This is a genomic window from Mesorhizobium sp. B2-6-4 (genome assembly GCF_006441495.1).
Classification (GTDB): Bacteria; Pseudomonadota; Alphaproteobacteria; order Rhizobiales; family Rhizobiaceae; genus Mesorhizobium.
The window spans coordinates 227,192-242,523 of sequence record NZ_VFUE01000002.1; the positions used below are offsets into that span (position 1 = coordinate 227,192).

The following is a 15,332-nucleotide window of genomic DNA, read 5'->3' on the forward strand; positions in this document are numbered from 1 at the left end:
ACGAAGTTAATCAGCCGCAGGCATAGGCAAGCCGGCCGCTTGGCGCTAAGAGGGGCGCCAGAAGGGATGCCGTGTGCAGCCCGTCCCACCAAGCGGAAACCACGAAGCGCTCCCGATTTGACACTCCAAGCTCCACATAAGCAGAAAGCCACCCCTGGCGAGGTCTGGGCGGTGCTGCGCCGTATCATCGCCGAGAACGGCCGCGACTATTTGTGGTCCTACATCTTTGCCGGGGCCTGCCTGCTGGCGGTGTCCGCCACGACCGCTTTCACCGCCTGGATCATGAGCCCGGTCGTCAACCAGATCTTCTATGAGCGGCGCGGCGATCTGATCGTGTGGATTTGCGCCGGCGTCATGGGCGCCTTTCTCGTGCGCGGTTTCGCCGGCTACGGCCAGGCGGTGACGCTGGCGACCGTCGGCAACAATCTGGTTGCGCGCTACCAGCGCCGCATCTTCGATCACCTGATGAAGCTCGGCGTCGGTTTCTTCAACGACACGAGATCGGGCCGGCTGGCGGCGCAGGTCAACGAGAACGTCAACGGCATTCGCGACCTGCTGTCGATGACGCTGACGTCGATCGCGCGCGACGGGGTGACGCTGTTCGGGCTGCTCGGCGTCATGATCTACCAGGATCCGGTCCTGTCGCTCAGCTCGCTGGTGATCGGGCCGCCGCTCATCTACACCGTTGTCTACCTGATGCGCCGGGTGCGCCGCATCACCCGCGAATCGGTGCAGATCAACTCCCGGCTGATCGGCGCCATGCAGGAAGCCACGCAAGGCATCGCCATCGTCAAGGCCTTCACCATGGAGGACGAGCTATCGCGACGCATCAGCCAGCTCGCCAACAGCGCCGAGCACCGCGGCAACAAGATCGCCCGGGTTTCGGAACGGCTGTCGCCGATTTCCGACATGCTGGCCGGTCTCGCCGTCACCGGCGTCATCGCCTATTCCGGCTATCGTGCGCTCGTCCTCGGGCAGCCGCCGGGCGCCGTCTTCTCCTTCATCACCGCGCTGATGCTGGCCTACGACCCGGCAAGGCGGCTGGCGCGCATGCAGGTCGGCATGGAGCGCGCTTTGGTCAATGCGCGCATGATCTACGAAATCCTCGATCTCGAGCCGCAGCAGGGCGATGCGCCGGGAGCCGCCGAGGCCAATTTCACCACGGGCGAAGTGCGGTTCAACAATGTGAGCTTCCGCTATGTCGAGGAGGCACCGGTCCTGCAGGACCTCAGTTTCGTCGCCGCCGCCGGCAAGATGACGGCCATCGTCGGCGCCTCCGGCGCCGGCAAGACGACGCTGGTGGCGCTGCTGCAGCGTTTCTACGACGTCGAGTCGGGCACGATCGAGATCGACGGCCAGGACATTTCCAAGATCACCAAGCAATCGCTGCGCAGCTCCATCGCCTATGTTTCGCAGCAGCCCTATCTGTTCGAAGGCACCATCCGCGATAACATCCGCTATGGCCGGCTCTCCGCCACAGATGCCGAGATCGAGCAGGCCGCGCGACTGGCCCAGGCCGACGGCTTCATCCGCCAGCAGCCGCTGGGCTACGACACGCCCGTCGGCGAAAACGGCGCGTCGCTGTCGGGCGGCCAGCGCCAGCGTGTGTCGATCGCCCGCGCCATCGTCCGCCAGGCGCCGATCCTGCTGCTCGACGAGGCGACCTCGGCGCTTGACAATGAGGCGGAAGCCAAGGTCCAGGAAGCGCTGACCCACGTCATGGAGGGGCGCACCACCATCGTCATCGCCCACCGGCTGTCGACGGTGGTCAATGCCGACCACATCATCGTGCTGGAACAGGGCCATCTGGTCGAACAGGGCACCCATGCCTCGCTGATGGCCGACCCGCACAGCGTCTATTCCCGCTTCCACCGGGTGCAGGGCAGGAAGGGCCTGGGGCTTGTCGATGACGGCGCGCCGATCCAAACTCCGGCGCCAGGGCCGACGCAACCTATCGAGACGCAGGGCATCGCCGGGAGCGCGAGATGAGTGAAACGCCGACAGCCGACAGACCCGCGGGCGATATGGGCCTGGTGGTGGTGGGCGCCGCCGGCCGCATGGGCCAGACGCTGATCCGCGCCATCCACACAATGCCGGGCGCACGCGTCGCCGGCGCGATCGAGCGGCAAGGATCGCCCTATCTCGGCAAGGATGCGGGCGAGCTTGCCGGCATCGGCATCATCAATGTGCCGATATCGGACGATCCGCTGCCGGCCTTCGCCGGGGCGGACGGCGTGCTCGATTTCACCGCCCCGGCTGCGACCGTCGAATTCGCCGGCTATGCGGCGCAGGCGCGCATCGTCCATGTCATCGGCACGACCGGCTGCTCGGTCGACGACAATGCCAGGATCGCCGCCGCGGCGCGCCATGCGACGATCGTCAAGTCGGGCAATATGAGCCTCGGCGTCAATCTCCTGGCGGTGCTGGTCGAACAGGCCGCGCGCGCCCTCGACGCCGGGGATTTCGACATCGAGATCCTCGAAATGCATCACAGGCACAAGGTCGACGCGCCGTCCGGCACCGCTCTGCTGCTGGGCGAAGCCGCCGCCGCGGGGCGTGGCGTGCCGCTTGCCGGCAACGATGTGCGCGTCCGCGACGGCCACACCGGCGTGCGCAAGCCGGGCTCGATAGGCTTCGCAACCCTGCGCGGCGGCTCGGTGGTCGGCGACCACAGCGTGATCCTGGCCGGCACCGGCGAACGTATCACGCTGGCCCACCATGCCGAGGACCGCACCATCTTCGCCCGCGGCGCCGTCAAGGCAGCCCTGTGGGCGCATGGCAGGAAGCCCGGCCTTTACTCGATGCGGGACGTGCTCGGGCTTGCCTGAAACGACCCCGGACCATCTTCATCCACATGCAATTCCGGACAGAAAACCGCTTCCCACTTCTGCTGGAATTGCTCAGATCCCAGAGGAGCAAAAATGTCGAGAACCCTCGTGCTCGTGCGCCATGGCCAGAGCGAATGGAATTTGAAGAACCTGTTCACCGGCTGGCGTGACGTCGACCTGACCGAACAGGGCCACGCCGAGGCCAAGGCAGCCGGCCGGAAGCTCAAGGCACGCGGCCTGAAGTTCGACATCGCCTTCACCTCGGCGCTGGTCCGGGCGCAAAAAACCTGCCAGCACATTCTTGACGCCGTCGGCCAGAGCGACCTGGAAACCGTCCGCGACCAGGCGCTGAACGAGCGCGACTATGGCGACCTCTCCGGCCTCAACAAGGACGACGCGCGCAAGAAATGGGGCGAGGAGCAGGTGCATGTCTGGCGCCGCTCCTACGACGTGCCGCCCCCCGGTGGCGAAAGCCTGAAGGACACCGGCGCCCGCGTCTGGCCTTATTACCTGCACGACCTCCAGCCGCATGTGCTGCGCGGCGGCACGGTCCTGGTCGCCGCCCACGGAAATTCGCTGCGCGCGCTGATCATGGCGCTGGACGGCAAGTCGGGCGAGGAGATCGTCAAGCTGGAGCTCGGCACCGGCGTGCCGGTTATCTACACGCTCAACGCCGATTCCACCGTGGCGTCGAAGGAAGTGCTGGAGGGCTGACCGGCAAGCGTCCCGGTCACCAAATTGTCAAAGTCGGCGCCGCCCCTCATTGTCCTGCCGGACATTTCTCCCCGTATAGTGACGGGGAGAAAGGGCTGGCCGCAACGCTGGTGATTGGCGAAACCGTTGATGAAAGCGCCCCTCTCCCCGTCACTATACGGGGAGAGGATGCCGGCAGGCAGGTGAGGGGCGGCGCCAACGCCCGAAACTGAGCCGGCGCGCGGCAGCCCTCGAAAAAAAACCGCGTTGACACGCACCGCTTGCCCGCTTATTGAGCCCGCACCAGCCCAGATGGCGGAATTGGTAGACGCGCACGGTTCAGGTCCGTGTTCCGCAAGGAGTGGAGGTTCGAGTCCTCTTCTGGGCACCAAATTCCCGTTTCGAACCGTTCGACGGTTCAGAGACTCTAAGGAAAAGCCCGGCTCGTCCGGGCTTTTTTCGTACCGCCGATTCGTCGGGCCGCCTGGTTGTCCACCACCCAGGTATAATCCGATATCTGCTACGGGTATGTTGTGCTTACCTTCATAGGTAAAGTGTCGGCATGAGCAGTTATCTCAACGTAAGCGCAGACGATGTCCAAAATCTTTCAGACTCCGACCTTCGCGAGCTCGTTGCTCGCCTTGCACAAGCGGACGTGAGGTCAGCGGGATTCTCAACCAATGCCGTGACATGGGGCGGCGACCAGCGTGCCGAAGACGGTGGTATCGACGTACGAGTTGCCCTTGGAGCTCTAGAGAAAATCTCCGGAAACATACCCGCGTCTCAGACAGGTTTTCAGGTCAAGACTGAAAATTTTGCGAGCGCCGATATCGTCGAGGAAATGATGCCAAGGGGGGCAATTCGGCCATCTATTTCGGAACTCGCGGTAAGGAAAGGGGCCTACGTAATAGTTTCCTCGAAATCGTCAGTCGCGGATAGCGCACACAAGCGCAGATTGGCGACAATGAATAAATGTCTGTCGGAAGCTGGATTGGCAGGTAAAGTAACAGTCGAGTTTTATGATCGCAGACGAATTGCCACCTGGATTGAAAAATATCCTTCACTTGTTGCGTGGGTGCGTGAACTCTGCGGGCGCAGCGCGCAGGGATGGCAATCCTTTGGCGCTTGGGCTCATCGTGAGACCGATGTGAACGCAACATATATGCTCGATGAAAAGGCCAAGGTGCTTGTCCCGGACGCAAGCGATGGCATCACGGTTGCCGCCGCAATCGATCGCATCCGGCGCGATCTCAACAAGGAAAGGGCGTCCGTTCGTATCACCGGATTATCCGGTGTAGGCAAGACCCGCCTTGTGCAAGCTCTTTTCGACGAAAGGCTGATTACGTCAAGCCCGCCCCTCAACCGGAACGAGGTCCTGTATACGGACCTTTCCGACGATCCGCGCCCAGTTCCAATACACCTAGTGGAAGCGCTGCACGCTAGAGAGGACCGTGGCCTGCTAGTCGTCGACAATTGCGGCTTCGATCTTCATCAACGCCTTACCGAGAAAGTACAGCAGCCAAACAGCGTGCTCTCGCTCGTGACTGTTGAATACGATCTTCGAGAACATATTCCGGAGGGTACGAGTTCCTATCGGCTAGAGCCGTGCTCTGATGAGTTGATAAGGCAGTTGGTCAGCAACAGGTATCCGAACCTGACACGCCAAGACGTCGAAACGATCTCGGATTTTTCAGGGGGGAATGTTCGTGTCGCCTTTGCTCTCGCGGAAACGTCATCCATTGGGGGGCAACTGTCGAAGCTTGAAGACGAGCAACTTTTTATCCGCCTCTTCCAACAAACGAAGGCCGAAGACAACGAATTGCTCAGGGCCGCAGAGGTCTGTTCGATGCTCTATTCGTTCGAAGGGGAGCTGGAGGGGGGAGACGATGCAGAGCTACCTATGCTGGCGGCCCTTGCTGGAACGTCCTTTAACCGGCTGTATGCTCATGTTGAGGAGCTGAGAAGGCGCGGGTTAGTTCAGCAGCGAGGCCGATGGCGGGCCGTGCTTCCACCAGCGATTGCCAATCGCCTCGCGCAAAGGGCATTTCAGAACTTCCCCATTCAAACGCTCCAAAGAACTTTTGTCGACAAGGCGAGCAAAAGAATAGCTCGATCGTTCTCTAGGAGGCTGGGGTATCTGCACGACGAAAAGGTGGCCATAACGATAGCATCCGAGTGGCTAGGCCGAGATGGCTTGCTTGGAAAGCCTGACACACTGAACGAATTGGGCCAAGAGATGTTCGGGAACATCGCTGCGGTCGATCCGAGCGCAGCAGTAGCCGCAATTGCTCAAGCTACAGAAAATCCCGATTTTCTTTCTACTAGAAATGCTGCGCGTTCAAAATTTGTTCGAGTGCTCAAGTCAGCCGCCTATGAGCCCCATCTTTTCGAAAAGTGTGTTGCCACATTAATGCTATTCGCGAAAGCGGAGGGGCCAGGATACAATCAGAACTCTGCCAACCAGGCGGTTAAATCGCTGTTTTACGTTCAGTTTTCAGGAACGGAAACTCCTCATCAAGCGCGGGCAGCGCTGGTCCGACGCTATCTCTCGTCAGAGGAGATCAGTGAGCGTGAATTTGGGCTTACGTTTCTCGGCGCAGCCCTCAAGACCTCAAACTTCATGCCCTCACAGACGTTCGATTTCGGCGCTCGCACTAGGAGCTATGGCTGGCACCCGAGAACCAAGGACGATGTGCAAAAGTGGTTCTCGGGTTTCGTTGAGATAGCTATGGAGTTTGGAATTGCGAGGACCATTGTTGGTGCAAAGGTAAGATCGACATTCGCCGACAAATTTCTGGGGCTTTGGTCGCGCACCAGTCTATCAGAAAAGCTTGAAGTCGCGGCCAATGTTTTCTTCTCGATTGACGGATGGCCTGAGGGCTGGCGTGCTGTGAAAACAACCATCCGTAAGGGGGCGAGTGGAAAGGCGTCCGAACGCTTGCTTGTGCTTGAGACTGCGTTAGCACCAATCGACCTTGTGACGGAAATACGAGCGAAAGTACTGACGGGGGGCCAATTTCTGGTGGATGATCTAGCGCCGGGCAGTGATTTGACTCCCTCAGAGCAATATCGGTCCTGGTCGGAAACTATGCGCCAACTCGGACAACGGGCAGGGGCAGACCGAGATGCACTTTCAGAGTTGGCCTCAGACCTGACCATTAACTTTCAGGGGGACGGTTGGAGCTTTGGTGTGGGTGTGGGAGAGACAATTAGTGATCCCGTTTCTTACTTGGAGGAAATCAAACAAGCGATTTGCCGCTCCGGTTCTCGTGATCTGAATTTTGGGTTCATACGTCCCTTTCTACATGGCGCCGGAAAAACGCACGCCTCGGCCATTTCCAAATTTATGGATGTGGCCGTGAGCGACGTACTCTGGGGTCCGTACTTTCCAACACTGCAGACAAGTGTCGAGCTGAATGAAGACGCCGTCGAACGACTGATCTTATCCGCCGATTTGGCATTAACCGCTACCTTTCGCTTTGATAGTTTGGGCGGAGGGATGGTCACGGAGACACTATCCGCAGAGCAAATTTGTCGCCTAGTTCTTGCGATTTCCGCAGCCAGAGATGGTCAAAAATATGCAGCGCATGTTCTCGCAATGGTCATTCATCTTGCCGACGACAAGTCCGAAGATTACAGACGGGAACTTCGGAATACTTGCAGGCGATTCCTTTGCAGTCTCGACTTAGATCAAGACATACGAGACGACCATTATTTCGAAACGGTTTGCAGCTTTGCCTTCGAAGGGGGCGATGCTGAAGCAGACGCTTTGGAAATAGTGCGTAAACTTCAAAGAAAGATCAGTCGACATGAATATTATCGTCTACCTGGTCTTCTAAATCCTATGTTCAAGCATCATGCGCCTGCACTTCTAGACGAGATATTCAAACCAGACAATGATGGTGGATATCGAACCGCTGGCGCCATTATCAGCGCGACTGCTTGGGATTATCATCAGCGGCCGATAAATTCTGCGCCACCTGAAGCCGTAGTTCTTTGGTGCTCGGCGGATTTCGCTACCCGTGGTCCTTTTATTGCACATCATTGCGTCGTTTTTGATCATGATCGGGATGAAAATACAAAGGGTTGGTCCCCGCTAGCCTTGTCATTGATAGATTGTGCAGAAGACCGGTTAAGGATATTTCACATCTTTGTAGATCGGATAGAGCCAACAAGTTGGTCAGGGTCACGTGCAGCGCTCGTCAGATCTCGTGCCGCCCTGCTCGATCAACTTCATGGGAGGCATAAAGACATACCTCTTGATGAAATCAACGAAGCAAAAGCCCGCCTGGAGCAACAAGCAGCCGAATATCAGAGATATGAACGGCAACAGTATCGTGATTGGGACGAACGTTTTGAGTAGCCGCACACGAAACTGCGATCAGGGCTTTCAAATTCCCTTCGAACCGCTCGGTCTGATTCAGAGATCCAAGAAGAACCTCCCCTTCCGGTCAGTCCCCGAAACAAACCACTTCAACCCTGGCGGCCGCTTCGCTGCGGTCCAGCCATGGCCCCTTCCGGCAGCCCGACCATCTGCCGAAGGCCAGAGGTTCTTAAAGGGCTGAAAGGCTGCCGAACCGTTTATCGCACGGAGCCTGTCACCGTCCGGTCGACGGCGGGAACGGATTTGCGGTCGTTGCCGGCAAGTGCGGCGATGATCAGCAGGCTGGCGACGACCGGGACGAACAGAACCGCCACGCGGGCTTGTACGTAAAGAATGGCGCGCCATTCATTGCGCTTGTCAGGGCTGTCGCTCATCATACACTCTCTGTCATGCCCCTCCCGGGCGGTGACATAGCGACGAACGGTTAAACAACCCCTTCCGAAATCGTTAACCGGCGGGAATTGCGCTGGCTCAGTTCAATCCGATCCGCTTTGCGCCTTGCCGGAACAATGCCTCCGCGTCCGCCTCGAAACGGAACGTGCCGATGAAATCGTCGGCGCGGTAGTCCGGCAGCGCCTTGCGGAGGGCGGCGGCGAAATTGTGTGCCTCGTCGAGCCGCCCGGCCAGCGCCAGGCAGTGTGCTGCGATCGCCAGGATGATGGCGTGGGCATTGGGCCGCGCCGCCGCCTTTAGCGCCCATTCTGCCGCTTCCTCGAACTGGCCGAGCCGCACATGCGACATGGCGCGCGCGCCCAGCATGCCGAACAGCAGCGGGTCGAAAGGGCTGAGATGGCGCGAATGGTCGGAAGAGCCGATCGCCGCCTGCGGATCGCCTGACTGCGAGTGGACGAAGGACAGCGCATAGTGGCCGAGCGCGAAATTGGGGCTGAGCTCCACTGCCCGTTCCAATTCGAAGAGCGATCCGTCCTGTTCGCCGCGCAGCCACAGCGCCCGGCCCATCGCCCAGTGCGCGGCAGGGTTCTGTTCGTCAACCAGGAGACTGTGCCCCGCTGTCTCGTAGGCTAGCGCGCTTTCGTGGTCGCGGTCGCCCCAGCGCTGGAAAGCGCTTTGCCAATGGGTGAAGGACAGGCCGGCATGGGCGCGGGCGAAGGTCGGGTCGAGCGCCGTCGCCACGCCGAAGAAATGCTGCGCCAACTCGTTTTCCGGCTGGGTGAAGCGATACATGTGCCAGAGGCCGCGGTGATAGGCCTCCCAGGCGTTGAGCGAGTTGGGCGCCTTCAGCATGGCGCGGTTGCGCTCGACCGTCTCGATCTCGGCCGAGATAGACGAGACGATCGCGTTGCCGATATCGTCGAGCACGCCGAAGAGGTCGTCGGCCCGGCGCTCGAAGCTCTCGGCCCAGACGATCCTGGCCGTGCGAACCTCGATGAGCTCGACGGCGATGATGACGCGGCCGGCCACGGTGCCCACCGTGCCGGTGGCGACATAGTCCACATTCAGCTGCCGCCCCGCTTCCTGCGGCGCGATGTTTTTCTCGGCGAGCGCGAAGACCGAGCCGCGCGCGATGACGAAGAAATCCCTGAGCTTGGCCAGACGCGTGATGATGTCATGGGTCAGCCCGTCGGCGATCCCGCCGCGCGTGCCGCAAGGGCCGGCAGTCTCGACGAACGGCATCACCGCCAGCGAGGCGTGGCTGGGCTCCACGCCCACTGGGGCGGGCGACGGCGGCGATGCCGCGATGCCGGCGGGCTGCGCCGCAAGCCGATCTACCGCCGGCCGATCTACCGACGGCCGATCCGACGGCCGATCCGACGGCCGATCTTCCGCTGGCCGATCTTCCGCTGGCTTGTCGCGCAGCGCCTGCCAAGCCGCGCGCACCGGTCCGAAGTCGAGCCCATCCGATTGGAACAATTGCGCCGTCGCCGTCAGGTGCTGCTCGGCCGCGCCGATGGCGCCGCGCCCGGCCAGATGCGTGAGCAGCGCCAGATGCGCGCGGCCGTCGAACGGCGCCAGCTCCACCCATCGGTCAAGACCGGCTGCTGCCGCCTCCGAACCGGGCGGAACCGCCGCGACAAGGTGCTCCAGCACGGCGGCGTGAGACGACTGGAAGCGGCGGCGCTGCGCGATCAGCCAACTCTCGAAAAACGGACTGCGGTCGAGCTCCAGACCGTCGAGAAAGTCGCCGGCGAACAGCTCCGACAGCGATCGCAGGCGCTCCGCGTCGAGGGAGGCGATCCCTTGCGCGGCGGCGGCGCTAACCTCCAGCGCGTCGACGAAACAGCCGTCGAGGCGCAATGCGACCGTGTCGTCCTGTGTCTCGACCCGACGGTGCCCCGGCTCGTCGAGGACGGCGCGAAGCTTGCTGAGGCACCAACGCAACTCGCCCCTGGGGTCGTTCGGAACATCCCACAAGAGCTCGCACAGCCGAGCGCGTCCGACCGGATGCGGCGCCAGCGCCAGATAGGCAAGCAGCGCGCGCAGCTTGCGCGATGCCGGCAATTCGGCCCGCACGCCATCGCGCACGACCGCAAACGGCCCGAGCAGGCGCACGGCAAGAGCGGGCTTACCGCGATCCAGGCTCGGTCGAGCGGATTCCACGTGCATTTCCACGCTTGCTCCCACGCTTCCTCCCACGTTGGCCGGTCGGCCCTCGTTTATCACCGAACACGGCCTGAACGCACCCGGTTGCGAGTTGCGCGCCGGGATGCGGGCAGCCGCATTGCCGGCACGTCGAGCGACCCTAGCGCGGCAAGGTCTCGAAACCTCGCCGCCCAAGCCGCCGGTTTGTAACCGGCCCGTGACCGCAAGGTACCAACACAGACGAGGAGACCAGACATGTTGCAGCAAGCAAGAATCAGAACCACGGCCGGCCGCGGCCGCCTGTTCGACAGCATTTTGGACACGGTCGGCGACACGCCGGTCATCCGCATCAACAATCTTGGCCCGGCCCACGCGACGATCTACGTCAAGGCCGAGTTCTTCAACCCGGCTGCCTCGGTGAAGGACCGGCTGGCGCTCAACATCATCGAGGAGGGCGAGCGCAGCGGCGCGTTGAAGCCGGGCCAGACCATCGTCGAGGCCACCAGCGGCAACACCGGCATCGGGCTCGCCATGGTCTGCGCGCAGAAAGCCTATCCGCTGGTCGTCACCATGGCCGACAGTTTTTCCGTCGAGCGCCGCAAGCTGATGCGCATGCTGGGTGCCAAGGTGGTGCTGACGCCGCGCGCCGAAAAGGGGTTCGGCATGTACAAGAAGGCCGTGGAGCTGGCCGAGGCCAATGGCTGGTTCCTGGCGCGACAGTTCGAAACCAGGGCCAACGCCGCCATCCACGAGGCGACGACGGCGCGCGAGATCATCAATGATTTCGCCGGCTCGCGGCTCGATTGCTTCGTCACCGGCTACGGCACTGGCGGCACCGTGGTCGGCGTGGCGCGCGTGCTGCGCCGTGAGCGGCCGGATGTCCGTATCATCCTGTCCGAGCCGGCCAACGCCCAGCTCATCGGCAGCGGCAAGGCGCAGCAGCGCGGTGTCGACGGGGCGCCCGCCGCCAGCCACCCGGCCTTCGAGCCGCATCCGATCCAGGGCTGGACGCCTGATTTCATCCCCAACGTGCTGCAGGAAGCGGTCGATGCCGGTCTCTATGACGAGGTGATGCCGATCGCCGGGCCCGAGGGCATCAAATGGGCCAAGGCGTTGGCGCAGAAGGAAGGCATCTTCACCGGCATTTCCGGCGGCGCCACCTTCGCCGTGGCGCGGCAGGTCGCCGAGAAGGCGCCGGCCGGATCGGTGATCCTGTGCATGCTGCCCGACACAGGCGAACGCTACATGACGACGCCGCTGTTCGACGGCATCGATGCCGAGATGGACGCCGACGAGACGGCGCTGTCGCGCTCGACGCCCGGCTGCCAGTTCCCGGCGGCTTGACGGGAGGCTGTCATGGACGTCGCGCAGGAAACCCTTGGCGCTGTGGCCGAGGAGACGCTTGACCCCCTGGACTGGGCCGATGTGCAGGCCCTGTCGCACCGGGTCATTGACGATGCCGTCGACTATCTGCGCGACGTGCGCGACCGTCCGGTCTGGCGGGAGGTGCCGGCTGACGTGAGGGAGGTCTTCGCCGCACCCCTGCCGCGAACGCCGGCGCGGCTGGCCGCCGTCTATGGCGAGGTCTCCCGCACCGTGATGTCATACCCGATGGGCAACATCCATCCTCGCTTCTGGGCCTGGTACATGGGCTCGAGCAACTTCACCGGCGCGCTCGGCGATTTCCTGGCGGCGATCCAGGGTTCCAACCTCGGCGGCGGCAACCATGCCGCCGGGCTGATGGACTGCCAGGTCGTCAACTGGTGCAAGCAAATGCTGGGGTTTCCCGTCTCGGCCAGCGGCACGCTGGTCAGCGGCGGTTCGATGGCCAACATGATCGGGCTGACGGTGGCGCGTAACGTCAAGGCCGGCATCGACGTGCGCGAGCATGGCGTTGCCGCCATCGAGAAGCCCCTGCGCTATTATGGCTCGGACCAGCTCCATTCCTGTCACCGCAAGGCCATGGAGGCGCTCGGCCTCGGCAACCGGGCCTTGCGGCGAATACCGACCGATGCCGGGCTGCGCATCGACATCGCTGCCTTGCGGGCGGCAATTGCCGAGGACCGCCAGGCGGGCTTCAAACCGGCCTGCGTCATCGGCAATGCCGGCACCGTCAACACCGGAGCGATCGACGACCTGCGGGCGCTTGCCAAGCTGGCGCATGAGGAAGAGCTCTGGTTCCATGTCGATGGCTGCATCGGCGCCCTGGTCGCCATCGCTCCGCAGAACGCCCATCGCGTCGCCGGCATCGAATGGGCCGATTCGATCGCGCTCGATCCGCACAAATGGCTGCACGCGCCGTTCGAGGCCGGCTGCGCCCTGGTCAGGGACGCCCTCGCGCATCGCCGTACCTTCGCCGTGACCCCCGAATATCTGGAATCGACGCCGCGTGGTCTCGCCTCCGGCGAATGGCTGCACGACTACGGTTTGCAGACGTCGCGCGGCTTTCGCGCGCTCAAAGTATGGATGGCGCTGAAGGAGCATGGCATCGACAAATTCGGCCGCCTGATCGACCAGAACATCGCGCAAGCGGCCTATCTCGCCGGACTGATCGAGGACGAGCCGTCGCTGGTGCTGATGGCGCCGACCACGATCAACATCGTCTGCTTCCGGCATCGGCTTGCCGGGGCGTCCGGCGAGGAGCTTAAGCGGTTCAACACGGAGATCATGCTGCGTTTGCAGGAACAAGGCATTGCGGCACTGTCGGACACGACGGTGCAAGGCCAGCATTGCCTGCGCGTGGCGATCACCAACCACCGGACCCGGCGCGACGATCTTCACCTGCTGGTGCGGGAAACGCTGCGGCTGGGACGCCAGATCGCGGCGGAGGCGGCTTCCTAGTTCGCGGCGGCCATGCGAGTCTGCTGGCATGATTCGAAAGGTCCAATCGTGACGCTCTTTCGCTCGGCCACACTCGCGGCATTGGTTTTCACCACCTCGGCTGGGGCTGCCGACATGGCTTTCTTCGTCAAGAACCAGCGCGGGCAGGCCGTTGCGGTCGAACTGTTCAGCCGCGACCGCGAAACGGTCTGGCCGGGCGACGACAAGGTGTTCCTGATCGATCCCGGCTCACGCAAATCGGTGCCGATTTCGTGCAATGAGGGCGAACGCATCTGCTACGGCGCGTGGGTCAACGGCAATGACGCCATCTCGGCCGGCGTCGGCCCGGACAACGACCGGCCCTGCGACGATTGCTGTTTCATCTGCGTGCACCATTCGACCGAGACCGTCGACCTGGTGGAGTAGCGCCAATCTCCCCAAAATTAGTCCGGGATTGTCGCGGTCGCCCCCTTTAGCGATCGCTCGCCCCGTGCAATGCCCGCAAGGCGGCCGGGTGGGCCGTTTATTTTTGGGGGATATCATGTTCTACGCCTATGCGCGCCGCTCGCTGGCCGCGCTGTCTCTTGCCATACTGCTGGTGCCGTCGGCCCATGCCGGCGACGTCACCTTCGCCATCAAGAACAGCCATCCCAATGCCATGCGCCTCGAGCTCTACAGCCAGGACCGCGACTATGTGTGGCCGGGCAACGGCAAGGATTTCTACCTCGATGACGGCGAGACCAGGCAATTGCCGGTCTCCTGCGACGAGGGCGAATCGATCTGCTACGGCGCCTGGGTCGACGGCGACGAAGGCACCTATTGGGGCGTCGGCCCCGGCGACAAGGAAAAATGCGACGATTGCTGCTATACCTGCAGCGGCGGCGAGACCGAGGAAATCGAACTGGTTCCCTGACCGGCTTGCCAGCTTGACGCTTTTCCTGCCTGGGGCATAGCCTGCAAGAACAGCACCCAAAGCACGCCGCATCCAGGCGGCGTGCGTCAGGCAACAGGAGCAAGGCGATGGCAGGTCCGGTCGAGGGCGAGAAGATAGACGTCGGCTTTGCCGGCCGGCGCTGCATCCATTCGCGCAATTGCGTGCTGGGCGATCCGCATGTCTTCGTGCCGAACGCGCCGGGAGAGTGGATCCATCCCGACGCGGCCAGCGTCGAGAAGATCGTCGCCATTGCCGAAAGCTGCCCGTCAGGCGCCATTACCTATGTCAGGAAGGATGGCGGGCCGCAGGAAAGGCCGCCGGTGGTCAACACCGTGCGCATCAGGGAAAATGGCCCGCTGGCCGTCCACGCCGAGATTATGCTCGACGGCGAGACGTTACACCGCGCCACGCTCTGCCGCTGCGGCGCGTCGCAGAACAAGCCGTTCTGCGACGGCAGCCACAACAAATCAGGTTTTGCCGCCACCGGCGAGCCGGCGCTGAAGGACACGCCGGCGCTGGACGCGCGCGACGGGCCACTCAAGGTTACGCCGACGAAAGACGGGCCGCTCAAGCTCGAAGGCAATGTCGAAATCGTCACCGGCACCGGCCACACGGTCGACCGCACGCAACGCGCCTTCCTATGCCGCTGCGGCCATTCGGCGAACAAGCCGTATTGCGATGGGTCGCATAAAAAGGTTGGGTTCGTGGGGTAGGTTGACCCTGCCATTGAAGCTGCCAATCTCCCCCCTCGTGGGGGAGATGTCCGGCAGGACAGAGGGGGGCGCCGTAGAGCGCGAACCGCAATAGCCACCGGGCACCGAGCATCACAATGCCTCATACCCTATTGTCTCCAACGTATCGCGCAAACGTCCTGCGCTTCTGGAATGACGATGTCGTCCGCAACATCGACAACGTCTGCCAGCGCATTGTGAATACGGTCGGGCTTGCAGATGCGTCGTCGACCAATCCGCTGGAGGGGCCGTAACCGCAGAAGGTAGGCGGGACAGCGCCCCCCTCTGGCCTGCCGGCCATCTCCCCCACGAGGGGGGAGATCGAACTCTTCCCGTGGCCCATCCCGTGGCCCAGCGCTCGCTGCTTTATCAGCCCGTCCGTATCGGCTAAGGGCTGGGTC

12 protein-coding genes and 1 tRNA gene are annotated in these 15,332 nt (G+C 62.5%); 11 read left to right on the forward strand and 2 right to left on the reverse strand.

Annotated features, from left to right (window positions below):
• Positions 1-66: 66 nt before the first annotated feature.
• The 5 genes from FJ426_RS03535 to FJ426_RS03560 all read left to right on the forward strand — a co-directional run bounded on the left by FJ426_RS03535 (position 67) and on the right by FJ426_RS03560 (position 7,884).
• Positions 67-1,989, forward strand: coding sequence for an ABC transporter ATP-binding protein (locus FJ426_RS03535; protein ID WP_140524356.1), 1,923 nt, complete (start codon positions 67-69; stop codon positions 1,987-1,989).
• Positions 1,986-2,828 (forward strand): 4-hydroxy-tetrahydrodipicolinate reductase, encoded by an 843-nt coding sequence (gene dapB / locus FJ426_RS03540; protein ID WP_140554689.1) that lies wholly within the window; start codon positions 1,986-1,988, stop codon positions 2,826-2,828. The genes FJ426_RS03535 and dapB overlap by 4 nt, the downstream gene beginning before the upstream one ends.
• A gap of 93 nt (positions 2,829-2,921) precedes the next feature.
• On the forward strand, positions 2,922-3,542 hold the full coding sequence (locus FJ426_RS03545; RefSeq protein ID WP_140559122.1) for a 2,3-bisphosphoglycerate-dependent phosphoglycerate mutase: 621 nt from the start codon (positions 2,922-2,924) through the stop codon (positions 3,540-3,542).
• Positions 3,543-3,827: 285 nt separating this feature from the next.
• Positions 3,828-3,912 (forward strand) — tRNA-Leu (locus FJ426_RS03555).
• Positions 3,913-4,083: 171 nt separating this feature from the next.
• Positions 4,084-7,884 carry a hypothetical protein gene (locus FJ426_RS03560; RefSeq protein ID WP_140824732.1) on the forward strand — a complete coding sequence of 1,267 codons (3,801 nt, stop codon included), beginning with the start codon at positions 4,084-4,086 and terminating at the stop codon, positions 7,882-7,884.
• 218 nt (positions 7,885-8,102) lie between these two features.
• Here the strand turns inward: FJ426_RS03560 and FJ426_RS03565 are convergent, their stop codons facing one another.
• Together FJ426_RS03565 and FJ426_RS03570 are read right to left on the reverse strand one after the other, a co-directional pair.
• Entirely contained in the window at positions 8,103-8,279 is a 177-nt protein-coding gene (locus tag FJ426_RS03565; protein ID WP_181165187.1) for a hypothetical protein, read from the reverse strand.
• 97 nt (positions 8,280-8,376) lie between these two features.
• Complete coding sequence (locus FJ426_RS03570; protein ID WP_140559293.1) at positions 8,377-10,470, reverse strand: transcriptional regulator; 2,094 nt, start codon at positions 10,468-10,470, stop codon at positions 8,377-8,379.
• 231 nt (positions 10,471-10,701) lie between these two features.
• On the opposite strand from FJ426_RS03570, the gene FJ426_RS03575 reads away from it, so the two are divergent.
• From FJ426_RS03575 to FJ426_RS03600, 6 genes are all read left to right on the forward strand, one after another.
• Positions 10,702-11,790: a pyridoxal-phosphate dependent enzyme gene (locus tag FJ426_RS03575; RefSeq protein WP_140559120.1), complete on the forward strand. Its 1,089-nt coding sequence runs from the start codon at positions 10,702-10,704 to the stop codon at positions 11,788-11,790.
• A 12-nt stretch (positions 11,791-11,802) separates the two neighbouring features.
• Positions 11,803-13,287 carry an aspartate aminotransferase family protein gene (locus FJ426_RS03580; protein WP_140514172.1) on the forward strand — a complete coding sequence of 495 codons (1,485 nt, stop codon included), beginning with the start codon at positions 11,803-11,805 and terminating at the stop codon, positions 13,285-13,287.
• A gap of 48 nt (positions 13,288-13,335) precedes the next feature.
• The gene (locus FJ426_RS03585) at positions 13,336-13,692 is read left to right on the forward strand and encodes a hypothetical protein (protein WP_140559119.1); all 357 of its coding nucleotides are present in this window, start codon (positions 13,336-13,338) and stop codon (positions 13,690-13,692) included.
• Positions 13,693-13,807: 115 nt separating this feature from the next.
• Positions 13,808-14,179, forward strand: coding sequence for a hypothetical protein (locus FJ426_RS03590; protein ID WP_140559118.1), 372 nt, complete (start codon positions 13,808-13,810; stop codon positions 14,177-14,179).
• A 107-nt stretch (positions 14,180-14,286) separates the two neighbouring features.
• Positions 14,287-14,913: a CDGSH iron-sulfur domain-containing protein gene (locus FJ426_RS03595; RefSeq protein ID WP_140491673.1), complete on the forward strand. Its 627-nt coding sequence runs from the start codon at positions 14,287-14,289 to the stop codon at positions 14,911-14,913.
• Positions 14,914-15,029: 116 nt separating this feature from the next.
• Complete coding sequence (locus FJ426_RS03600) at positions 15,030-15,185, forward strand: DUF559 domain-containing protein (RefSeq protein ID WP_140491671.1); 156 nt, start codon at positions 15,030-15,032, stop codon at positions 15,183-15,185.
• The last annotated feature ends 147 nt before the right edge of the window (positions 15,186-15,332 follow it).

Coding starts and splice junctions, on each gene's coding strand:
- FJ426_RS03535 (WP_140524356.1), top strand. CDS start 67: ATGCCGTGTGCAGCCCGTCCCACCAAGCGGAAACCACGAAGCGCTCCC.
- dapB (WP_140554689.1), top strand. CDS start 1,986: ATGAGTGAAACGCCGACAGCCGACAGACCCGCGGGCGATATGGGCCTG.
- FJ426_RS03545 (WP_140559122.1), top strand. CDS start 2,922: ATGTCGAGAACCCTCGTGCTCGTGCGCCATGGCCAGAGCGAATGGAAT.
- FJ426_RS03560 (WP_140824732.1), top strand. CDS start 4,084: ATGAGCAGTTATCTCAACGTAAGCGCAGACGATGTCCAAAATCTTTCA.
- FJ426_RS03565 (WP_181165187.1), bottom strand. CDS start 8,279: ATGAGCGACAGCCCTGACAAGCGCAATGAATGGCGCGCCATTCTTTAC.
- FJ426_RS03570 (WP_140559293.1), bottom strand. CDS start 10,470: ATGCACGTGGAATCCGCTCGACCGAGCCTGGATCGCGGTAAGCCCGCT.
- FJ426_RS03575 (WP_140559120.1), top strand. CDS start 10,702: ATGTTGCAGCAAGCAAGAATCAGAACCACGGCCGGCCGCGGCCGCCTG.
- FJ426_RS03580 (WP_140514172.1), top strand. CDS start 11,803: ATGGACGTCGCGCAGGAAACCCTTGGCGCTGTGGCCGAGGAGACGCTT.
- FJ426_RS03590 (WP_140559118.1), top strand. CDS start 13,808: ATGTTCTACGCCTATGCGCGCCGCTCGCTGGCCGCGCTGTCTCTTGCC.
- FJ426_RS03595 (WP_140491673.1), top strand. CDS start 14,287: ATGGCAGGTCCGGTCGAGGGCGAGAAGATAGACGTCGGCTTTGCCGGC.
- FJ426_RS03600 (WP_140491671.1), top strand. CDS start 15,030: ATGCCTCATACCCTATTGTCTCCAACGTATCGCGCAAACGTCCTGCGC.